We start from the raw sequence: 23,290 nt of genomic DNA on the forward strand, positions 1-23,290 counted from the left end.
ACCAAGCTTGTACAAACCATGTAAAATAGTCTGTGCAAGCATCACTACTTTTTAGGACTTAAACGCATATGCAATCCATTCTCGTCACCGGCGGCGCCGGATTTATCGGAAGTAATTTTGTTCGCTACATGCTTAAAAAGTATCCGTCGTACCGTATCATCGTGCTCGATGCGCTTACGTACGCCGGTAATCGCGCCAATCTTGCCGATCTTGAAAAAAATCCGCGTTTCTTTTTTTATCATGGAAATATTTGCGACCGAAGTGTCGTAGACAATCTTGTATCCAATGTGGACGCCGTGGTCAATTTCGCCGCGGAAACTCATGTGGATCGTTCTATCCATGAAGCGGATTCTTTTGCACAAACGGATGTTTTGGGCACTATGGTATTGCTTGAGGCGGCAAAAAAATACAACATCGCGCGGTACCTGCAGATTTCCACCGACGAAGTTTATGGTTCAATTGAAAACGGCGAATTCACCGAAGAACATTCACTTTCACCCAATAGTCCGTATTCCGCCAGCAAAGCCGGCGGCGACATGATGGTGCGCGCTTATCATAAAACGTACGGTGTCCCGACTTTGATCACCCGCGCATCCAATAACTACGGCCCCTATCAATATCCGGAAAAACTGATTCCGCTTTTTGTCACCAATGCTCTGGATAATATTCCTGTTCCTCTCTATGGCGACGGTATGAATGTGCGCGACTGGTTATATGTCGAAGACCATTGCTCGGCCGTGGATTATGTGCTTCATCACGGCGTGATCGGCGAAGTCTATAATATCGGCGGGGGTAACGAACGCACCAACGTCACCATAACACACACCATCCTAAAGGCACTGAATAGACCCGAATCTCTGATCAAACGCGTAGCCGACCGCCCCGGCCATGATCGCCGGTATGCCGTGGATACTTCCAAAGTGCGTCGTCTGGGTTGGAAACCTGCTTACAATTTTGAAGAAGCCATCGTCGAAACCATCCAATGGTATGTGAAAAATGAATCCTGGTGGCGCGCTATCAAAGAAAAACAAAAAGCATTTCAGGAATTCATGAAAAAGAACTACGAAGATCGGAAATAATATGGCCGACAGCGCACACAAAACACTGGAAGACCTCATTAAGAGTGTCGAAATTTTCAACGGATTGGATACCCGCGACATCAACAAAGTTCTAAAAGTCGCTACCGGGAAAAAATTTGAAACCGATGCGGTGGTGTTTCGAGAAGGCGATCAGGGTGATTGTTTTTACCTGATCATCGAAGGGAAAGTGCGTGTTTCCAAAAGTGTGAGTAACGATAAAATTGAGGAAGTTGCCATTCTGAGCGCCGGTGATTATTTCGGTGAGATGGCACTTTTTGACGGGGAACCGCGTTCCGCGTCCGTAGTTGCGATCGAGTCCACCAAACTTCTGGAAGTTAAAAACAGTCAGTTTATCAAAATCATCATGAGCGATGAGAATTTTTCACGCAAAGTCCTGTGGGCTTTTTGTTCGACTTTCGCCAAACGCTTGCGTGCAACCAATCATCTGCTGAGCATTTTCGCTAAAAATCAAACCCCGCGCTGATACGGTGTGCTGACCCGAGGCTGTTGGTAAACGGCGTCCAAGCATAATCCAAACGCATGCGACGTTGAAAGATAAAACCAACACCGGCGCTGATATTGCGCGAAGCATAACCCCAAACGTACCCCAACCGAATACATACCTTTTCCTGAAACACGTATTCACTTCCCGTATGCAAACGCGGTGATGCGCCGTAGGTTTTGATCACGTCGGCCATGAGGTCCGCGCGATGCCGGTTTTCCTGGCGATACACCGTATAACCGCCCGATAATCGCACTTGAAACGGGAGTCTTATGCGTTCATCGATTAACTTACCCGAACGTCCAAGATTTTGAAAACTAAAACCTGCACGCCATGTTTCATTGGGCACATAATACAATCCCCCGTCCCATGCCCAGGCCGTAACCGTATTTTGTATGCGTTCATAAATATATTTCGTACCGATACCGGCATGCCAACGGTCATTAAGAGCGCGGGACAACACAAAACCAATCGCCAAATCGTGCGAGGAAAAATACGCGGTCGGTTCCTCCGAGGGTATATCGCGCTGAGGAATATCATCCACGCCGGTGTACAGGTAATACAATGACCACGCCCACGATCCGGTTTTAAATTTTCCCGAAAACGCCTGATAATCGGTGCTTTCAATCCACCGGTTATAAGTGAAAGCCACACTATGGGATGGTGTCAAGGAAAGATTGGCCGGATTTACCAAAACCCCCATAGGATCTTGACCGTCGTACGTGCTCACCTCGCCCATTGCCGAGGAACGGGCGCTGGCATTGATCTTAAGAAAAGCAAATCCCGTCTCGCCGGATCCGGCATGAAGTGAAATCGTCAGCGAAAAAAACAATATTAAACGCACTGTCATTTTATTTGGGAAATGTAAAAATAAATGTTGTACCGCTGCCGATTCGGGTTTCGATCTGAACTTTTCCGCGATGCGCTTCGACAATGGATTTGACAATCGGCAAACCCAAGCCCGTACCGTGTTTTTTGGTGGTAACGAACGGTTTGAATATTTGAGGCAATACATCTTCCGGTATACCCGGTCCTGTGTCGGAAATACGGATCACCAAATCATTTTTTTCAAAAGCGGCCGTAACGGATATATGCCCCGCATCGCCCATTGCATCGCAGGCATTGGTAAGTATATTATAAAAAACACGGCAGATTTTATCTTTATCGAGAGGAAATTCCAAACCTTCAGGGATGGATGTCTGCATAGTGATTTTTTTACCGGCGGTATCAAGCAACGGCATCACCATATCAAAAATTTCGCTGATGCGTACCGGTGTGGGACTGGCTTTGACGGAACCATCCCCGTAAATCAACACTTCCTGCGACATCCCCATCATAAGCGACGAAAATTTCACGATTTTTTCTACTAATTCTTTTCGCTCTTCTTCCGTCGCGGCTGTCTTGATCAGTTTCGCATAATTATAAACAACCGACAGCAGGTTTTTAAAATCATGCAACAGCGAACTCGACGCTTTACCGACGGCGGACATTTTTTCGTCAAACATCGCTTTACGCATCAGGCGCATATTGCGCAACACCATAGATACATCCGACGCCAGCGTAGTCATAAAGGCTTCATCTTCCGGTTCCCATCGAAACTTTTGCGCGGACTTCACGGCAATAAAACCGTGATTTTGTCGCGGATCATTGATCGGCGCGATCATTATACTGGCCGCATTTTTCCAAAACGCTTGCGGCTCCATCGTGTCACGAAATTCGTACGCCGCAAAGTCTTCCATCGTCAGTGTTTTTTTAAGAGCCGCTAACTTAGCCGTGCCTTTATCCGTTTCACTAAAATCGATCATACGCCAGCCCGACACTTCTTGAATGCTTGTATGGTATCTGCCCGACTCGGGATCATCCAATACTAAGAGTACATCATGGCATAATATCTGACTGCGAACAATAACAGGTACAACACGAAACAACCCGACTTCTTCACGTTCGGCGCCGAGTGTTTTATTAAATTCGATCAAACTTTGGAAGCGTTCCAACTGTTTGGCGTGATAACGCTCCTTTTCTTCCATGGATTGCATAATCTGATCGTTGGACAAGCGCAGACGCATGCTGATCGTTCGTAGAATATTGACCGCTACCCGCGGTTCACGGATCATCATCGCATTAAATTCGTTTTTACCGATCACACCGGCCACCGAATCCTCTGTAGCAACAACCCGTGCCGAACGCGGTGCATCATCGAGTAACGCCATTTCACCAAAAAAATCGCCGGCATGCCGCTCGGTAAGTATCATCTCGCGACCGTCCAATCCGTTGCGTGTGATTTTAACATTGCCCGCGATCAACAGATACAAATAGCTTCCCGGCACACCCTCGTCAATCAGTACCGCGTTTTTCGGAAAATCTTTAATACGAATAAATTCTTCGAGTTTGGCGATTTCTGTCTCGGGCAAACCCGAAAAAAGACTGTTTCCTTTCAGTCGCTGCATATTTAATTCCTTGTAAAAAAGGCAAGGCGTCCGATAATCATATCTTGTATTCTATCTATTTCGAGACGATCTGTGGTAAAATTATTGCACATGACACTATAAACCAATTCTTCTCCGTCGCGCGTTTTTACAAAACCTGAAATAGTTCGGACATTATCAAGATATCCTGTTTTGGCACGCGCATTACCTTCGGCCAAAGTCCCTTTCATGCGCGACTTGACGGTGCCTTCTTCACCGGCCAAAGGCAGTGATTCGTAAAAAGTTTTCCAATTTTTGTGTTTGCGAACCCACGTCAATAATGTGACAATATCCTGAGGTGACACAAGATTGCCGCGCGCATAACCCGATCCGTCGCAAATACTTATTTTATCCGGATTCAGTCCGACGGATTTTAAAAATTTTTCTTCCAACGCCAACGCACGTTTGGAAGTTCCCGACGAATCTTTCACCGCCGCCACCGTACGCCATAATAACTCGGCGTATAGATTGTGACTGTTTTTATTGATTATTTTCATCAACTCGGGCATGGCCGGTGAAACATACCGTGCAATACGTATCATATTGGAATCGGTTTCATTGTATACATACCTCACCAGATCATCGGCATCAACGGCAGCGCTATCCACGCGTATGTTTCTGGATTGGAGGATTTCACTAAAAACGTGTGCCGTGTAGCGTGTCGGATTCTCTACGGTCACATACCCGTGTTGCGGATCGCTCTCAGTGAGAATACTACCTATAAAATCCACTTCATTGGCAGCGCGTCGACGTATCGCATCTACTTTGACCGCTTCCGATTTTGACGAGACGGTTTTAACAAAGTTATTAATTTTGATATACTGCGTCGGCGGTATCAGAATAATCTTAGCCGGTTCGCCGATGCGCGTGGGTTTGACATACCAATCCACGCAGTTATCGTTAAAATTGAGTCCGCTGATTTGTGCCGAGTACCAATACGATTCTTCCGTAGATTCCCAATAATCCCCGAGCACATCGTCGCCCATAAGACCGTTATCATCGCCGATGATGCGACCGCGAATGGATTTGATCCCTTTTCGTTGTACGCTATCCGCCCAATCTTCTAAAATTTTTGTAATTTTATTTTCATAAAAGCGTCCGGAAATCGTCGGGTCACCCGCACCGCGAATTATAATATCGCCCGTAAAAACCGAATCCGAATCCAGCACACCTTTAGCAAAAACCTGTGTGACATAGGCAAAATCGGCGCCCAATTGATCCAACGCAAAAATGGAGGAAAAAATTTTCCGATTGGATGCCGGGATGAGATTTTTTTTAGGATTTACGGAAACCAACGTCTCGCCGTTTTTGAGCGATTGGACCACAATTCCCCACGACGCATTCTCGACAAATTTTTGCCCGATGTCATCAAGGACATCCGCTTGCAACTGCTTGATAGCGGGCGATACATTCTGTTTTTTGGATTGTGATTTGAGATCCGGACTCCACACGATGCCGAGGATGCACCATAAAAACATCAATCGCATGCTGTTCATTTCTCTTTATTTTTTGAGGCCGCGTGTTATGATGAGGCTGCCCAGCTGATAGTAGAAGTAGTATTCCCCGTTAGGTAATTCTGCATCGTTTTCATCCGTACCGGCCCACTCGATCGTAAATTGTCCGTCGGATAAATCGGATTCGATATCAAAATATTTACGTGCCGGCTTTCCGTCCGGGTAATAGAGATACATACTGACTTTTTTGTACGCAGACGACATGAGGACGTCGGCATTATTGGGCTTGGTAAAATCCGGTGCATACACGATGATCAGTTTTCCTTGCGCAAAAGTATTTTGCGGCGCCGGATCAGGTTGCTGATTCATATAAATCGTTACTTGCGCATTGGCCGAATCCAGAAGCGCAATATCGGCTTTTTTATCTTTGTTAAAATCCCCGACACAAAACGACGTCGAACCTGCAGGAACTTTGAGTGTAAATATGTTATCCAAAATAAGACCATTGGCTTCTGCTTTGATCACCGCGATCGTACTTTTGTTGCGATCAAAAAGAAACGCATCTTCGAATCCGTCGTTATTACCGTCCGCATGGTGGGTAAATTGCGGTAAGGCCAACATATCTATTTTGGCCGTGTTGATTTCGTATTTGTAACCTTTGAGTTCGACCATATTCGCCAGTGTGACATACGATGCGGCTTCATAACTAATCACCATATGGGAAAATCCGTTGCCCGAATAATCATCGCTGCGTATGGCCGACGGTACGTCATCAAGAATTTTTACGGCCGATAGTTTGTACGATGTGCCCTTATAAATATGAAGCTCTTTTGTCGCTTTGATTACGATCGCGATATCAATCTTACCATCCTTGTCATAATCGCCAAGATTGATCAGCGAAGGCTCCCCTTTGATTTTGATCGGGTCTTTAGCTTTAAATCCGCCGGATTTTTGGTTCATAAAAACAGATACCGTTTGCGCAGGGCCGTTGGCCGTAACGATATCAGGCATACCGTCATTATCTAAATCGCCCACCTGTATGTCTACGGCAAACTTCTCGCTGGCAAGATCAATTTTATTTTTGAAAGTTCCGTCGCCTTTGCCGTACAAAACGGAAATAATACCCGAACCGTCTAGGTCGTTTTTTCCGGAGGTCACCACGTCCATAAATCCGTCGCGATTAAAATCCCCGACATGGATGGCAAATGGTGTAAAATAGAGATTAAAGGGTGTGCCCGTCGTATAAATATCCTGTCCCAATGTGGGAAGCGCGAAACACAATGTCGCAATGACGGTAAGATATGAACGGCGATGAAACGATTTCATAAAAAATCTAAACATACTAAATGATATTGCCCTACTCAGAAAGGAAGAACCAAATTAAATGGGAAGAATTTTCCTCATGAAGTGAATATGTCCAATAAGAGCTATTAAATCAATAGTTATTAGGTAGTTTGCGTTTTGTAGTATATCCGATTTTGCCGGCTCTTTCTCGGATTTAGTTATGCTAATTTAGTCTTTAAGTACGACGTAAGTTCGTTGAGTGAAATTTGTTCCTGTGCACCATCGCTCATATTTTTTACGACGGCCATGTTTTGAGCGATTTCATTATCGCCGAGTATTACGGTAAATCGTGCCTGCATACGATTGGCATCGCGCATCTGCGCCTTCATACTTCGCGCCAATAAATCCGTGTCACAGGTCAACCCTTCGCGTCTTGCTTTTTGTATCAGCGGCATAGTGGCCCCTACCGCGGCCGCGCCGAGAGCGATAAAATACACATCCAATTTTTCAGGTTCGCCGATCGGAATACCCTCCGCTTCTAAAACGATCATCAAACGCTCGATACCTGCCGCAAAACCTACAGCCGGTGTGGGTTTACCGCCAAATTCTTCCGCCAAAAGATCGTACCGTCCGCCACCGCCCAACGCGTTCTGCGAACCCAGATTACCGCTTTGAATTTCATATGCCGTTTTGGTGTAATAATCAAGACCACGTACGAGCCGTCCGTCTATTTCGTACACGATACCCAACCCATTCAGCGAACTTTGGACGCGCGAAAAATGCGTTGCACAGTCCGTACATAAATGATCTTTCATCAACGGTGCCGATTGCGTCAGCGCGATGTCGCGTTCGTCTTTGGAATCCAAAATACGCATCGGGTTCACAACCAAGCGTTTGCGGCTCTCTTCCGACAATTGCTCTTTGACACCGTCAAGAAAAGCCACCAAGGCATCGCGGTAAGCGGGGCGGCATTGAGGGCAGCCGACACTATTGATTTTAAAATTGAGCGCTTTGATACCCAGCTCTTCATATACAGTAAGTACGACCAACATCGTTTCGACGTCGGCTTCCGGTGAAGCGCTGCCGAGCGCTTCGACTCCGAACTGATGAAACTGACGCAGACGCCCTTTTTGGGGACGCTCTTGACGAAACATCGGGCCCATATACCAGCATTTATTCAAGGGAAGTTGCTCGCCGAGACTGTTTTCGATGTATGAGCGCATAACCGAAGCCGTCAATTCGGGTCGCAGTGTCAGGCTCTCCTGGCCTTTATCCAAAAAAGTGTACATTTCTTTTCCGACAACATCCGTCGCTTCGCCGATCCCGCGCGCAAAAAGTTCGGTATATTCAAACATCGGTGTGCGAATTTCTTTGTAGTTGAAACGGCGCATCACATCGGCGATTTTACGCTCGACATATTGCCATTTATAACTGTCAGACGGTAACACATCTTTGGTTCCGGTCGGCATACGATACGTCACAAGGGACTCCTAAAAGACTTAAGCGGTGGATTGCGGCCGCTGCGATGTACGCGTGTTTTGAGACAACATACGTAATTCTTCGGCGGACGATAACATGTTTTTATTTTGTCGTAATGATTCTTTGGCGCCGGCATCAATATCTTTGATGCTCATCCAGAGCTGCTCCAAGGCGCTCTGCTGCTGCTGGATCGCTTGCGCGATCTGCTGGACGGACTCCATCGTCTGGCGCACCATCCAGTATATTTGTTCAAACGATTCGCGCGCATCCCCGGCGTGCCGGATTCCTTCTTTGACCTGCATCAGCTCTTTTTCACTGGCCAGTACCGATACTTGCGACGCTTTACGCACGTCGAGCAGGATTTTTTTGATCTCTTCGGTGGAGTCGGCGATATTTTGTGCGAGATGCCGGATCTCTTTCGCTACGACGCCAAATCGTTCGCCCATTTCCCCGGCGCCTGCGGTTTCGATAGCCGCGTTGAAAGCCAATATTTTGGTTTGATCCGTGATGTAATTAATAATTTTGATCACATCTTCGATTTGCGTCATTTTGAGACTCAAATCCAAAATACGTTGTGCGCTGGTTTGCGATTCGCGATGTATCTGCTCCATACTCTGCAATGTATCCGCTACATGACGTTTCCCGTCTTCCGCTTCCTGACTGCCCTTGAGCGTGGATTGATTGACGGATTTGGAATTTTCGGATATCTGCGCAACCGATTTCATCAGCTCTTCGAGCGATGCCGTGATCTGCGCCAATGCCGAGGCATGATTGGAAGCGTAGCTGTTTTGCGATTTTAAGCCGGACAAAATGTGTTCAGCGGTCGCACCAAGGGGTTGGATTTGATCACGTAAAACGAGCGCCTCCCGTTTGGCCGTGGCCGCAAATCGTTCCGCCGTTTTTTGTAATCGGTATATATCACCCGCATGCAACATGGTATGACCAACCTCTTCAGACGGATATATGTCCGGACCGGACCAGAGTGTCAACCACCGATCATGCGCCGTCTGCACCGTACGGGTCGTAAGCCATCCGATAAAGCCAAACATGACAAGCGCCAAAAGTGTAATCGCAACCGGATGATTGTGATAATTATACAGCAAAAGACCGTACCACAGTGTCATCGCGAGGATCGGGGCCATGACGCGCGTACGCAGACGAATCCAGACGATATCCGGATCGTTGGCGTCGGGCATTTGCGCCAAAACTTCGGGAAACCGCGAACTGCATACATGAATTCGCCACTCCAGCACATAAAATAAAATAATGGAAAAGGGAATTAGACCAAGTAATACCCAAATCAACGTTTTATACATGTATTCCCATCCGGAAATCGACTGGATTACAAACGGCACGAGCAAAACCGATGAAAGCAATAAACTCATTCCCGCGAGGTACACAAAGTAGAGATAAAAAACCATCGTTCGGGGATATTTCAGCCATTCGACCCATATCCTGCGAATAGATTCTTCGGATAGCGTACCGCTATGGCTTTCGGCGGTCAATGTTTTTCGAAAAAGCGCCAGATGCATCATGCCGCCGACTACGATCGTGAGACCGACAACGAGAAATCCGGTCACGGAAACGAAAAACGATTCGTCCGGTGAAAGTTCAAACAACCGTTGATACGTGATCACATTCCAAATCGCCATCACCAGTGTCACGCACAGCGTGGCTAAAAAAGGTGACCACAGCATGACCCGGTTATCCGATCTGGAATTGAATAAAGCGCTCGTTTCGTTTAACATATTATCCGATCAGGCTTTCGACTGTGTCAATAAGATTGGTTTGGTCAAATGATCCTTTGACGATATAAGCATTGGCACCCGCTTCGATACCGCGACGCTTATCCTCGGCGGAATCGCGCGATGTCACGATCACCACGGGTATGTGCTGATACGAAGCTTCCGATTTGATGCGCGAAGTCAGCGTGAGACCGTCCATCGCCGGCATTTCCAAATCGGTTACCACAAGGTCGTATTTCTTTTGCTGTATTTTCTCCAAAGCATCCAACCCGTCTTTGGCCGTTTCGACATCGTAACCGTAGGCTTGCAATATGGTTTTCTCGATTTCGCGCGTGTTGAGCGAATCGTCCACGACCAAAATACTGCGCGCTGATTTGGGAATACTTTGCACTTGTTCGCGGACTGAAAAATCTTTGGTCGCACGGATGAGATCGGGCGCGTGCAAGACCATGATGATTTCGTTATTGGAAGCGACGGTCGCCGACGATATATGTTTGACCTTGGCAAATTGCTTCGGCAATGACTTTACGAGAATCTCCCGTTCATCAATGATATCATCCACCACAAATCCGGCTTTTTCGCCATTGGCATGGATAATAATCAAAAAACGTTCGTCGCGCTCTTCATCGGAAGCGGCATAACCGACGACTTCATTCAAACGCACGATGGGAATGAGCTGATTGCGGAGGCGAATCGCTTTTTTCTCCACGACTTCGATGATATCGTCGTGTTTGATTTTGAGTGTCTCGGCCACCGCCTGCATCGGCACGGCAAATTTATAAGCCGCCGATTTTACAAACAACGCTCTCAGGGAGGTCAGCGTCAACGGCAGATGGATCGAAAATCGCGTGCCTACATTGGGCGCCGTGACCACTTCGATATAACCTTTGATGGATTCGATCGCGCGTTTGACGACATCCATTCCATAACCGCGCCCGGATATGTCGGTGATCAGTTCCGATGTACTGAACGCCGGAAGAAAAATCAGATTGATCAGATCGTTTTCCGAAAAACGCGAGATATCCTGTTCGTCGGTTACGATTTTCTTTTCGATGGCTTTGGCTTTGATGCGTTCGAGATCAATGCCCCGCCCGTCATCTTCGACTTCGATCAGAATGGTATTACCTTCATTGTATGCGGCGATACGCAGAAGACCTTCGGCCGTTTTGCCTGCGGCGATGCGATCCGGCGACGGCTCTAGTCCGTGATCGATCGCGTTGCGTATCAGGTGTATCAAAGGCTCGTTGAGGCTTTCTACGATTTTACGATCAAGTTCGGTTTCCGCACCTTCCACGACGAGCTTCACATCTTTGCCTAAGTTTTTGGCAAGATCGCGTACGGCACGCGGAAATCCGTCGAATATGCTGCGGATCGGCACCATGCGCATTCCCATGATACCGGTTTGTATGGCATTCAAAGACAAATCAAAATTGGCTGCTTCTTCGCGCGCGATTTTGATCACATCGGCCAACTCATCCGCCGTCTCCGATAAACGTTGGGACAGGTGCGGATTATCTATGACATTGCCGGCTTGGGCAGCGTTTTCGTAATCGCGGAGTTCTGAATTCCAATATTTGAGTGCCAGATAAATTTTGCGCAGTACGGCAATATGCTCTTCGGTTTTGATCTGTTTGGTCGAAATATCACCGACGGACTTGATCAGTTCGTCGAGCTTATCAATACGCACGTGAACAAACTGATCTGAATTGAGTACCTCTTCTTTTTGCGTAATGCGGCCGGCGTTGATTTGCGTTTGACCCAGCAGTTCACGCGAAGATTTTTGTTCCATCAAAAGCTGATTGAGCTGATCGCGATTGATATAACCCAAAGCGACCAATCTTTCGCCCAGAGGCATGCGGGTATCGGTGGTCTGATTGGCATGCATCAGTTCTTCGCGCGTGATCAATCCCGCTTCGATCAGGCGTTCACCCAAACGATCCGGTCCCGACGCCCCGCTCTTAACTTCGCGTACGGGCCGCGTTTCACCCACGGGATGCACCGGTTTGCGAATCAAATCCCGGACAGCCTCTTCGGTAGGCACGGCACCCGCATTGATTTCATCCAGCATGTCCATCAAGGCGGCATTTTGAAATTCATCCTTTTCGGTAATGCGGATTTTTTCGATCAGATCATCTAAACTTTGATACGCCATTACCAATACCTGGTCGGCGCCAGCGCTCCATGTCAATTTTTTTTCTTTCAATCCGCGAAAGAAGAATTCGGCACGCTGACTGATATTGCCCACGTTTTCAAACTTCATCATGCGGGCGGAACCTTTGAGCGTGTGAGCGGCGCGGATAGCTATCTCCAGCGACGCGGCATCGTGCTGTTTTTGCCAAGCGGCGGTATGTTGTTTCAAATTACGAACATGTTCTTCGGCTTCGGTGAGAAACCGTTTGATAAAAAGCCCGCGATCCAGCGTCACCGTTTTGCTCGATTTTTTGGGCGTGACCGGCTCGGCGACCGGTTCCGTCGTCTCGGTGATTTTTTTATCCGATGTGTCGGCGCTTGCTTCTTTTTGCAATTCGTTGATTTTTCGTTCGGCGATGAGCGTGATGCGATGAAGCCACGACGAAAGATCGGCTTCGGAATGCCCGTCGCGAACGATATCGTCCAGATGCGTATCCGTCTTATCAAGCGTGCGCAAAAACGTATCCATCACGGCACGTTCATGCATGTACTTTTGTTTGTGCGCATTACCGAACGCCTCCTCAAACGCATGCATCAGCTCGCTGATCGCGCGCAGATTGAGCATACGCGCCGAACCTTTGATGGTATGCAGCGTGCGCAGGATTTCATCCGGTGCATCGGTATCGCCCGGATTTTTTTCGATACGGAGCAACGCATTGTTCAAACGCCGGATATTTTCCCGTGTTTCGAGTACAAACTTTTGAATAAATGTGCTGCGATCGAAGCGCGTGTTCATTTCAAATATTGTTTACAAGCATTGATCAGATAATCGGACGAATAACCTTGTGCCAAAAATGACACCGAAGTATCCTGTTTATGTTCTAAAATTTTGATAGTGTTGCGAAATTCACGCCGCGCATCGTCCGTTTTCCCGCTTTGGCGATATACCGAAGCCAAATAATAATGCGCCATCGCAAGGTCTTTTTTCAAAAACAGCGCTTTTTTCAGTTTTTCCGTTGCGGCGGCAAATTGTCCGGCGTGGTAATCTACCAGCCCGCTTAAAAAATAAACCTCCGCATTGAGCGCATCAAGCGCCATCATCGCATCGCAGGTTTTGCGCGCCAAATCGAAGTCTTCCTGCCCAATATAGATGAAAGCTTTTAAAATCAAAAAAGGAATTTTAGGTTCTAGCCCGTCAGCGTGCATGTCCCATAATGCCAGAATCTGTGCATACGCGCCGTCTTTGTACATTGCAAAGACCTGATCCAAACTGGGCGGCGCTTCCGGTTTGGTGCGTGACGACGCGGATCGGGGCGTTTGCGGTTTGGCGATTTCTTTCGGAGAAGCCGGACGATGGTGACGTTTCGATTCGTGAAGCGAAGGCGCTATCGTTTTTTTGGTTTTTTCTTCGGTTCCCGTTTTTTTCTGATACAAAAAGACACCGTCGTAATCCACCAGATCCAAATGGCCGAAATTATGATGCAACGTCTCGGATGAACCCAAAAACAAATAACCCGATTCATTGAGCACTTCGCTCAAGCGGCGATTCACCGATTGGATTTTATCTTTGGGAAAATAAATGGATACGTTGCGGAAAAAGATCACATCAATGTCGTGCAGATAATCCGGATAATGATCGTCAAACAAATTGAGATATTCAAAACGCGTTATGGCGCGAATGCGCTCGTCTATGATCCGGTAATCCATAAGCCGTTGATCAGGGATGCGAAAATAGGTGTTAAGATACGACGGGTCTATCGCACGGAAAGAATTGCGGCCAAAATTACCGAGCTGCGCTATCGTCAACGCGTTGCGATCAATATCGGTTGCCAGCACTTCGATATCAAAATCACCGAGCAACATGCGCGTTTCGAAAAGGCTGATGGCGATGGTATAAGCTTCTTCGCCGGTCGAGCAGCCCGCGCTCCACACACGAATCCGGCGCTCTTTCTTTTTACGAAGCAACTCCGGCACGATGTGAGACTTGAGCACGCGAAAATGGGCCGGCTCGCGAAAAAAATACGTTTCATTATTGGTGATGGATTCGATGAATTTACGCAATTCATCTTCGCCGGCTTCCCGGCCTGCGATGTGTACGTGGTAGGAATAAAAATCACTAAATCCGGTCTGCGTCATGCGCTCACGGATTTTACGTTCCAATTCGCTGCGGCTGTCATCGGGTATGGCGATTCCGCAGAAATCGAGGATCGTTTTCCTAAACGTTTCAAATAATGCGCGGGTAAATTCCTGTTGCAACGGTTATCCTCAGGCGTCGGTTTTGATACCCGTCCAACGGGTTATTTGTTCGGCGATACGCTCCGCCGGTAAAACGATTTCCGCGGCGCCTATGTCTATCGCGGCTTTGGGCATACCGAAAATCAGCGAAGTCGCTTCGTCTTGTACGATCGTATGTCCGCCGTTTTGTTTTATAGCCAGCATACCGTCGGCGCCGTCCCGGCCCATACCGGTCAAAAGTACGCCCACCGCATGCCGCTTGGCATGGGTCGCCAGCGAACGCAAAAGAACCGAACCCGACGGTTTGTGCCCGGATACGTCTTCTTTTTCACTCAGAACGATTTTGTTTTGCGCTCCGATTTCCAGGTGTTTACCGTTGGGAGCGATATATACCGTACCGCGTGCCAACGCCTCACCCTGTTCGGCGGACTTGACCCGAAGCGGCGACACGTCGGCAAGCCACTGGATCAGACCGTCGGTAAACCCGTCGGCAAGGATCAGACCGTCGGTAAACCCGTCGGCAATATGCTGCACGACCAATACCGGCGCGGAAAGGTTTTTGGGCAAAGAACCCAGTATCGAAGCCAGCGCACGCGGGCCGCCGGTGGACGCAACGATGCCGATGACACGCAAAAAATCACTCGTATCGTTGACGGTTTTGACATCCACCATTTTGCCTGAGATATGCGTAATCACTTTGACCCGTGCGATCAATTTTACTTTGCGAATAAATTCTTCGTATTTACGCGCATGAAAATCCAATTCGAGGGAGGGCTTCTCGACCACTTCCAGCGCGCCAAACGATAACGCCTGAAACGCAATGCTCGCATCCGTACTGGAGGTGATCACCAAAATCGGCGTCGGATAGTGCGCCATGATTTGTTTGATCGCATCAAGGCCGTTCATGATCGGCATCTGGATATCCACCGTGATCACATCCGGGCGCAGCGTTTCGGCCATAGCCACGGCTTCGCGGCCATTGACCGCTTTACCGACAATACGGATATCGTCATCGGTTTCCAAAATCGTGGCGATAATGTCCACGGCGGTCGGCGAATCATCGGCAATCAGAACACGAATCTGACTCATACGAATAAAAAAGGTAGGTGAGAACGCGTTTTGAATATGGGGAAAATATATATCAGACGGCCTGCATATACAAGGTTTAGTCTACAAAATATCGCGCCGTTTCCCGCATCCGGTTAAAATTCTTGCATTACGCCGGTATCGTGCCTATTTTGGGCGCATGAAATCTTTGCCGATGTTACGCATCCCCATCGTACGTTATTATTGCCTGCATTTGCATACCCATGCACCGCACGATACGGTACCGTATCCTGATTTGTATGCCTCCTTTGCGCAGACCGCGTATTCACAAATGATACTCAGCGATGTCGCTTCGGATCAAAAAACCATGCAAAAGCAGGCGCGCAATACGGCATTGGACGAATTTCAGGTTATCGAAAATTATACGGCCAAATTAGATGACCATTCTACGATCAATATCACCATCTACGAAGCCTACGATCTGCCCAAAGATCTTTTGATCGCCGATTTATCCGAAGAGCTTTTGGAAACACTGGAAATCATTTATCTTTTTTATAAAGGCGCTATTTTCCCGGGCATTCACAAACTGGAAATGCTGCTTGATATGGGCGTCATCGCCATGTTGCCGTTTCGTGAAATTTTGTCGCGCGTGCTCCCGGATATGCTCAAAATCAATATACTCGCCGAATACCAGCTGATGAATTTTGACAAACACGATGACGATTTTATTGATTTCAATCTGATCTGGTTTCTCGGAAAACTCAATCTGCAAACCGTGGACAAGTTTCTCAGCGATAACGATTGGCATCACGACACGCCTGATTTTAATAACCGCGACGAAGAATCACCGCCGTTCGGCGATGCGTACGATCCCGCCGAGTCGGAATCCAATGACGCCGACGCGTCGGCCGGTGCATTTGATCTCAATGAAGAAGATCGTTTGCTAAAAACCGAATTGGAAAACGAACTCAAACATTTTTATCAGGATCAGTCACATTTTTATACCCGCGTAGTCGGACTGCGCCATACGGAGTTTGACATCAGCACGCTGAGCGAAGGTGCGCGGCTGACGCTCGTGCCGGAACCCGAAAATACGCACGACCCTATGGCCGTGAGCGTGCACAGCGCCCGCGGTGAAAAAATAGGTTACCTCAAAAAAGAACTGGCGGCCTTACTTTTTTCGGAATTGCGCCAAGGCGTAGTTTTTCACGCCACCGTCGTCAAAGTTTTGCCCGACGCCGAAGAAGCCAATCTGCGCTTGCATATACTGGTCCGGAAGTGGACGCATCATTTCAACTAACCGGACGACGCCCTCCCACGCACACACCATGGACATTTCAACGCTCAATCACGCTGTACTCGCGGCCAAACCGTATCTCCAAAACGGCCGTGTCGCCGACTATATCCCGGCTTTGCGCGAAGCGGATGCGCAACATTTGGGCGTAGCCGTAGCGGACACCGGCGGTACAGTGATTGGTGCCGGCGACTGCCAGGTTTCTTTTTCGATACAAAGTGTGTCCAAAATTTTTTCATTAGCTTGTGTGCTCCGGCAGCGCGGTCTGGATGCCGTACTGCAGCATGTGGGTATGGAACCCAGCGGCAATCCGTTTTATTCGCTGGTGCAGCTTGAGTACGAATCCGGCAAACCGCGTAATCCGTTTATCAATGCCGGCGCCATCGCCGTGACCAGTTTATTACCCGGTCAGACGGCCGGCGAAAAATCCGAATTTTTATGCCGTTTCCTGTCCGAGATATCCGGGACTCCGATCGCGGTCAATGAAAAAGTTTATTTCTCTGAATACGAAACAAGCCATCGTAACCGCGCCGTGGCGCATTTTATGAAACATTTTGGCAATCTTGAGGGCAATGTCGAAGAGGCCGTTAATGCTTATTTTCAGCAATGCTCGATCACGATGGATGCGGTTACACTGGCGCGCCTCGGGCTTTTTTTGGCACAACACGGCACGGATCCGGTTTCCGGCAAAACCATCGTGGATGCCAAAAGCCAGCGTTTCTTATTGGCCATGATGACCATGTGCGGCTTGTATGACGCCTCGGGAGAGTTTGCCGTACGCGTGGGTTTACCGGCCAAAAGCGGCGTGGGCGGGGGTATTTTTACCGTCGTGCCCGGCCGTTATACGATCGTTACATTCGGGCCGGCCTTGGATGACAAAGGAAATAGCATCGGCGGCATTCAAATATTAGAACATCTCTCTTCGGCCTGCCAACTTTCCTCCTGGGTATAAGCATTTCCCTTGTTATTAACGACTTCATACTTGAATTTTAATTGGCTTTTAGCAAAAAGCGTTTGGTTTGCAGACTATGTTGTGACCGTTATGTGACGCATAACATAATATCGAAATATCCCTTACCATTTCTCTTTGCGACTTGGCGAAAAAAATATTCTCGCTAAGACGCCAACCCCTACCCTGCCGTTCCCGCGAAAGGGGGAATGACCGTTGTGTATGAGCACCCGCGTGCGCGGGTGAGACAATGTAAAATCACACCTGTTTCTATTTTCTCTTTGCGGCTTTGCGAGAAATTATACAAGCTCGCCAAGGCGCTAAGGCGCGAAAAAAACATCAAGACCATATAATTGAGTTTCATGCGTTTTAACGATGCGCATTGGGGTCGCTGGTTACGTTTTGACCGTTATACGATCATTAATAATTTACGATATATCGCCAAAAACTTACCAAAATCATTTGACCGCGATGGGTATTTTGCCTATCTTCGGCGCGCGTACAGCCTATGTGATTTTGCATATTTTAACATATTATTTCGGAGGATTTTTTAATGAATATTATCGTCTGCATGAAACAAGTTCCGGACAGCGAAACGCGCGTAAAAATCGGCGCCGACGGCAAGTCTGTGGATCTTTCGGCGGCCAATTTTGTGGTCAACCCCTATGACGAATTTGCCATCGAAGAAGGCATTCGTCTCAAAGAAAAATTTGGCGGTGAAGTGACGATCCTGACGCTCGGTACGGATCGCGCGGAAAATGACATTCGTAAAGGTTTGGCTATGGGCGCGGACAAAGCGATCCTGCTCAAAGCCGATGCGTTTGACGGCGATGTAGCCCATGCACTGGCGGAAGAAATCAAAACCGGCGCGTACGATTTGGTACTTTTCGGCAAACAAGCCATTGACGAAGACAGCTCCGTCATGCCGCAAATGATCGCTGAAAAGCTGAATCTCCCCTGCGTCACGGTGGTTACCAAACTGGATGTCCAGGCCGAGACCAAAGCGATCACCTGCGAACGTGAAATCGAAGGCGGCAAAGAGATCGTCGAACTTTCGTATCCGGCCGTAATCGGCACCCAAAAAGGAATCAATGAACCGCGTTTGCCTAACCTCAAAGGCATCATGGCGGCCAAGAAAAAAACCATCGATAAAAAAGACCCGGCTAAAGCTCCGGCGATGACGGAAATCGTAGCGATCGAATTGCCACCGGCACGTCCTGCGGGCAAAATCGTCGGCAAAGGCGCCGATGCGGTTCCCGAGTTGCTTCGCTTACTGCACGAAGAGGCCAAAGTCATCTAAGCGGTTCACGATCCGATCAACAAAAAAAATAATATGGAGTATATATGTCCGTTATAGCATTTGCAGAACAGCGCGGCGGCGCTTTTAAGAAATCGGCTTTCGAAGCCGTGGCCGAGGCCAAACGTCTGGCCGATAAACTCGGTACGCAGGCCGTCGCCGTAGTCATCGGAAATAACGTGTCCGGTATAGCCGCCGAACTCGGCAAATACGGCGCTTCCAAAGTCTATGTCGCAGAAAACGCGGCGTTGGAAAACTATTCGACCGAAGGTTACACGCAAGCTCTGAACGAAGCCGTCAAAAAAGAAAATGCTTCGGTGGTACTTTTGGGTGCGACGGCGATGGGCAAAGACCTCGCACCGCGTACGGCTGCACGTCTGGGCGCCGGTATCGCGAGCGATGTCACCGGTTTGGACGTCGAAGGCGGTAAAATCACCATTACCCGCCCGATCATGTCCGGCAAAGCCTTCCAAAAACTGCGCATTACGACGGCCACCCAAGTGATCACGATTCGCCCCAATGTATTTAAAGCAACCGAGTCCGGTGCGGCCGCGGCAGTAGAAAATCTTTCGATGACGATGGCCCCCATCCGTGCTACGGTAAAAAACACGGTCGTCGAATCCGGTAAAAAAGTCGAGCTCACCGAAGCCGATGTCGTCGTTTCCGGCGGACGCGGGCTCAAAGCGCCTGAAAACTGGAACTTGGTCGTGGAATTGGCCGAAGCTTTCGGTGGCGCCCACGGCGCATCACGTGCGGTCGTAGACGCCGGATGGCGTTCGCACGAAGAGCAGGTCGGTCAAACCGGTAAAACGGTCAGCCCGCAACTCTATATCGCGTGCGGCATTTCCGGTGCCATTCAGCATTTGGCCGGTATGTCGAGTTCCAAATACATCGTGGCGATCAATAGCGATGCGGAAGCGCCGATATTCAAAATCGCCGACTACGGTATCGTAGGCGATGTGATGGAGATATTGCCTGCCATGACCGCCCAAGTGCGTAAGATCAAAGGCAAATAGTCCGATTTATTTTTAGCTTGCCAGGGGCTGACGCATAAGCGATCAGCCCTTTTTTGTTTATGAAGTATATCTGCCGGCGGAAAAAATCATTGCAAAATAAGCCTTAGCCGCCTATCTTTGACCGGCTTTTATTTTATCTTCGTACGACATTCGGGCAATTAGCTCAGTTGGTTCAGAGCGTTCGCTTCACACGCGAAAGGTCACTGGTTCGAATCCAGTATTGCCCACCAATTCTTAAACATATTTCTATATATTTCTTTAGACGCGAAAGGCCATCCCGCCTGAAGCGGGATATTGCCCACCAATTCTTAAACATAAGCGGGATATTGCCAATTTATCTCATGAATATTTCTATCAGCGCTTTAATATATATACCCTATTCGATATCATTGAAGCAACAGTTGTTCATGGTTCCATTGTGAGCTATAATCGCCAGCATAATCTATAGATTCCATTTATGATACGAGTATCCTTTGGTAAGCATTTTTCTTGATTATTCTCTTTTCATCTACGAAATTGCTTATAATCCTTTCTCTTTGGGGTTCGTATTTTGCCTAAATCCATTTCCGAAGCTGAAACCCGTTATTCCCTGATCGATCCCGATCTTAAAAAAGCCGGATGGAATCTGTCCGACCGGTCGCAGGTGGGGTTTGAAATTCCGGTCGACCGATACGACGGTAAGCTGGAAGAGGGGATCACCGACTATTGCCTCTACCACGCCAACGGCGAAGTTCTGGCCGTCGTGGAAGCCAAGCGAACCAGCCGCGATGCCCGCGTAGGGCAGAAGCAGGTTGAAGATTACGTCACTAAGATCGCTAAAACCCAATCCTTCCGACCGTTTGCCTTTATGGCCAATGGCACGGATATCTTCTTCTGGGATACCGAGGAATCAGCACCGCGCCACGTTGCCGGGTTCTTTTCACGTGAGAATCTCGAACGCCTGCTCTGGATCAAACAAAACCGCATTCCGCTAAGCACGATTCAGATAAAACAATCCATCGTTGACCGCGCGTATCAGGCGGAAGCAATTCGCCGCATCTCCGAGACCATCGAATTAAAGAAAAAACGTAAAGCCCTGCTTGTCATGGCTACGGGAACGGGCAAAACGCGCACAACGATGGCCCTGATCGACGTATTTCTGCAGGCCCGCGCCGCTCAGAGGGTTCTGTTCCTCGCTGACCGTGATGCCTTGGTGCAACAGGCCATGACGGACGGACTCAAACGCCATCTGCCCAACGAAGCCCGCGGACGTATACGAACTTACGACCTCGACAAAACCAAAAGGGTCTTCGTATCCACGCTGCAGACTTTGGAGATCTGTTTCAAGGAATTCACACCCGGTGATTTCGATCTGATCATTACCGACGAATGCCATCGCTCGATATACAATAAATTCACCGACGTATTGGCCTATTTCGATGCCGTTCAGATAGGCCTTACGGCTACTCCGGCGCAATTCATCGACCGCGATACATTCAAATTCTTCGATTGCGAAAATAACGCCCCGACCTTCCTGTATTCCTACGAGGATGCCGTCAAAGAAGAATATCTGGTAGACTACAACGTCTATTCCGCACAGACCAAATTCCAGCGCAAAGGCATCAAAGGCGTGGACCTGAGCGAGGAGGAACAAAACGCCCTGCGCGAGCGCGGCATTGATCCGGAGGACATCAATTACGAAGGCACCGACCTGGAACGCAAAGTGACCAACCGCGACACCCTGCGGAAACAGATCGAGGAATTCATGGAAGTCTGTCACAAAGATTCCACCGGCCAGCTTCCGGGCAAGTCTATCGTCTTTGCCATCACGCAGGATCACGCCATGCGCATTGCGGAGGAATTCAACAAAATGTATCCCGAACATCAGGGGCGGGTGGTGCAGGTGATCACCAGCAAGATGGAACGCACGCGCGAACTGATCGATGCCTTCAAGAAAAACGACATGCCGCGCATAGCGATCTCCGTGGACATGCTCGACACGGGCATCGACGTGCCGGAGGTCGTGAATCTGGCCTTCATGAAGCCGGTCAATTCGCAGATCAAATTCTGGCAGATGATCGGACGCGGCACGCGCCCGCACGAAGCCTGTCAAAACTATGCCTGGCTGCCCAATAGCCGCAAAGAGAGTTTCCTCATCGTGGATTTCTGGGAGAATTTCGAACACTTCGAGATGATGCCCAAAGACGACAAAGGCCCTTCGCAGGTGCCCGTGCTCGTCACGATATTCCATACTCGCCTTCAGAAACTTCAGTTTCTTCTGGGCGACCAGTCTTCCGCCGATCTCAAACGCATCGTGCAGGACGTACGCGCGGACATTGCCAGGATTCCAACCGATTCTTTTACCGTAAAGAGATCCATGAGCGACCTGAGGCAGGTCACGGACGATGATTTCTGGGCTTATCTGACGGAAGACAAACTCGAACTGCTCCGTCTCAGGATCGCGCCCTTGCTCCGGTTCGTCACCGGAGTCAATCCCAAAGAAGCCTTTTTCATCAGCAAGATGGAACGTGCGGAACTGTTTCTTCTGCAGAAAAAAGACTTATCCGCGCTCATGGAATCCATTCGTGAAGACGTAGCACGTCTGCCGTCATCACTGCCGCAGGTAAAAGCGGTCGAAGAACACCGCCAAAATATATTAGCCAATAAATTCTGGACCGAACTCACGCTTGAACGTCTTGACACAGCCAAAAAAGCCCTCGCCCCGGTGATGAAACTGGCCGAAGACATCAAAACCGATCCCATCGAACTCGGCCTCGACGACATCATCGATTCCCGCCGGTGGATCATTCTGCGCGACAAGACCGGAAAGCAAAAGATCATGATCGAGGAATACAAAAAGCAGGTCGAGGAGAAGATCCTTGAACTGGCCGAAAAACATCCGACGATCAAAAAGCTCAAAGCCGGTGAAACCATCACGGCAGGCGATCTGGAAGACTTAGACGATACACTTGAAAAAGAACTGATCCATCTCGGCCTTGACGAAGAAAATATTCTCAAAGCTTTCGGCGTGCGCGTAGGGAATCTCGTGGATTTTCTCAAACATATCCTGCACCTGGAGTCGCTTCCGACCTACGCATCCATCGTGCAAAGGTCATTCGATGCCTTTATTCTGGAACATAATTACAACGCCGATCAGTCGCGTTTTCTTCGTGTCGTGCAAAGCGTATTTCTGCAAAGACGCAAACTGGAACTGGCCGATCTGTATGAGGAACCGTTTACGAATCTTGGAATGAATGCGGTGGAGAAGTTATTTGGGAAAGAGGAAGTGGATGAATTGATTATGTTAACAAGAAGATTAGTTGCTTGAAGATGGA

Annotated in this window: 16 protein-coding genes and 1 tRNA gene; 8 read left to right on the top strand and 9 right to left on the bottom strand. The window is 48.6% G+C overall.

The annotated features are described in order from the left end of the window. The first annotated feature begins 68 nt into the window (after positions 1-68). Both rfbB and HUU58_15160 read left to right on the top strand, forming a co-directional pair. Positions 69-1,079, top strand: coding sequence for a dTDP-glucose 4,6-dehydratase (rfbB, locus tag HUU58_15155; protein NUN47012.1), 1,011 nt, complete (start codon positions 69-71; stop codon positions 1,077-1,079). A 1-nt stretch (position 1,080) separates the two neighbouring features. Then, entirely contained in the window at positions 1,081-1,563 is a 483-nt protein-coding gene (locus HUU58_15160; protein ID NUN47013.1) for a cyclic nucleotide-binding domain-containing protein, read from the top strand. Here HUU58_15160 and HUU58_15165 read toward each other — a convergent pair. The 9 genes from HUU58_15165 to cheB form a co-directional block, all read right to left on the bottom strand. Next, positions 1,541-2,431, bottom strand: a complete 891-nt coding sequence (locus HUU58_15165) for a PorV/PorQ family protein (protein ID NUN47014.1) — start codon at positions 2,429-2,431, stop codon at positions 1,541-1,543. The genes HUU58_15160 and HUU58_15165 overlap by 23 nt on opposite strands. A 1-nt stretch (position 2,432) precedes the next feature. Beyond that, entirely contained in the window at positions 2,433-4,028 is a 1,596-nt protein-coding gene (locus HUU58_15170) for a cyclic nucleotide-binding domain-containing protein (GenBank protein ID NUN47015.1), read from the bottom strand. 2 nt (positions 4,029-4,030) lie between these two features. Next, complete coding sequence (gene dacB, locus HUU58_15175) at positions 4,031-5,533, bottom strand: D-alanyl-D-alanine carboxypeptidase/D-alanyl-D-alanine-endopeptidase (protein ID NUN47016.1); 1,503 nt, start codon at positions 5,531-5,533, stop codon at positions 4,031-4,033. 15 nt (positions 5,534-5,548) lie between these two features. Next, complete coding sequence (locus HUU58_15180; GenBank protein ID NUN47017.1) at positions 5,549-6,826, bottom strand: VCBS repeat-containing protein; 1,278 nt, start codon at positions 6,824-6,826, stop codon at positions 5,549-5,551. A gap of 176 nt (positions 6,827-7,002) precedes the next feature. Next, positions 7,003-8,253, bottom strand: coding sequence for a histidine--tRNA ligase (locus HUU58_15185; GenBank protein ID NUN47018.1), 1,251 nt, complete (start codon positions 8,251-8,253; stop codon positions 7,003-7,005). 30 nt (positions 8,254-8,283) lie between these two features. Then, positions 8,284-10,011 (bottom strand): hypothetical protein, encoded by a 1,728-nt coding sequence (locus HUU58_15190; protein ID NUN47019.1) that lies wholly within the window; start codon positions 10,009-10,011, stop codon positions 8,284-8,286. Between the two features lies 1 nt (position 10,012). Further along, positions 10,013-12,934 carry a hybrid sensor histidine kinase/response regulator gene (locus HUU58_15195; GenBank protein NUN47020.1) on the bottom strand — a complete coding sequence of 974 codons (2,922 nt, stop codon included), beginning with the start codon at positions 12,932-12,934 and terminating at the stop codon, positions 10,013-10,015. Continuing rightward, positions 12,931-14,394: a hypothetical protein gene (locus HUU58_15200; GenBank protein NUN47021.1), complete on the bottom strand. Its 1,464-nt coding sequence runs from the start codon at positions 14,392-14,394 to the stop codon at positions 12,931-12,933. The genes HUU58_15195 and HUU58_15200 overlap by 4 nt, the downstream gene beginning before the upstream one ends. 9 nt (positions 14,395-14,403) lie before the next feature. After that, positions 14,404-15,462, bottom strand: a complete 1,059-nt coding sequence (gene cheB / locus HUU58_15205) for a chemotaxis-specific protein-glutamate methyltransferase CheB (GenBank protein ID NUN47022.1) — start codon at positions 15,460-15,462, stop codon at positions 14,404-14,406. Positions 15,463-15,619: 157 nt separating this feature from the next. On the opposite strand from cheB, the gene HUU58_15210 reads away from it, so the two are divergent. From HUU58_15210 to HUU58_15235, 6 genes are all read left to right on the top strand, one after another. Next, positions 15,620-16,720, top strand: coding sequence for an HIRAN domain-containing protein (locus HUU58_15210; protein NUN47023.1), 1,101 nt, complete (start codon positions 15,620-15,622; stop codon positions 16,718-16,720). A gap of 28 nt (positions 16,721-16,748) precedes the next feature. After that, positions 16,749-17,666 (top strand): glutaminase A, encoded by a 918-nt coding sequence (gene glsA / locus HUU58_15215; GenBank protein NUN47024.1) that lies wholly within the window; start codon positions 16,749-16,751, stop codon positions 17,664-17,666. Positions 17,667-18,216: 550 nt separating this feature from the next. Then, positions 18,217-18,963, top strand: a complete 747-nt coding sequence (locus tag HUU58_15220; protein ID NUN47025.1) for an electron transfer flavoprotein subunit beta/FixA family protein — start codon at positions 18,217-18,219, stop codon at positions 18,961-18,963. 44 nt (positions 18,964-19,007) lie between these two features. Next, the gene (locus HUU58_15225) at positions 19,008-19,976 is read left to right on the top strand and encodes an electron transfer flavoprotein subunit alpha/FixB family protein (protein NUN47026.1); all 969 of its coding nucleotides are present in this window, start codon (positions 19,008-19,010) and stop codon (positions 19,974-19,976) included. Between the two features lie 152 nt (positions 19,977-20,128). Next, positions 20,129-20,206 (top strand) — tRNA-Val (locus HUU58_15230). 320 nt (positions 20,207-20,526) lie between these two features. Then, complete coding sequence (locus HUU58_15235; protein NUN47027.1) at positions 20,527-23,283, top strand: DEAD/DEAH box helicase family protein; 2,757 nt, start codon at positions 20,527-20,529, stop codon at positions 23,281-23,283. Positions 23,284-23,290 lie beyond the last annotated feature (7 nt).

The organism is bacterium, from assembly GCA_013360215.1.
GTDB lineage: Bacteria > CLD3 > CLD3 > SB21 > SB21 > JABWCP01.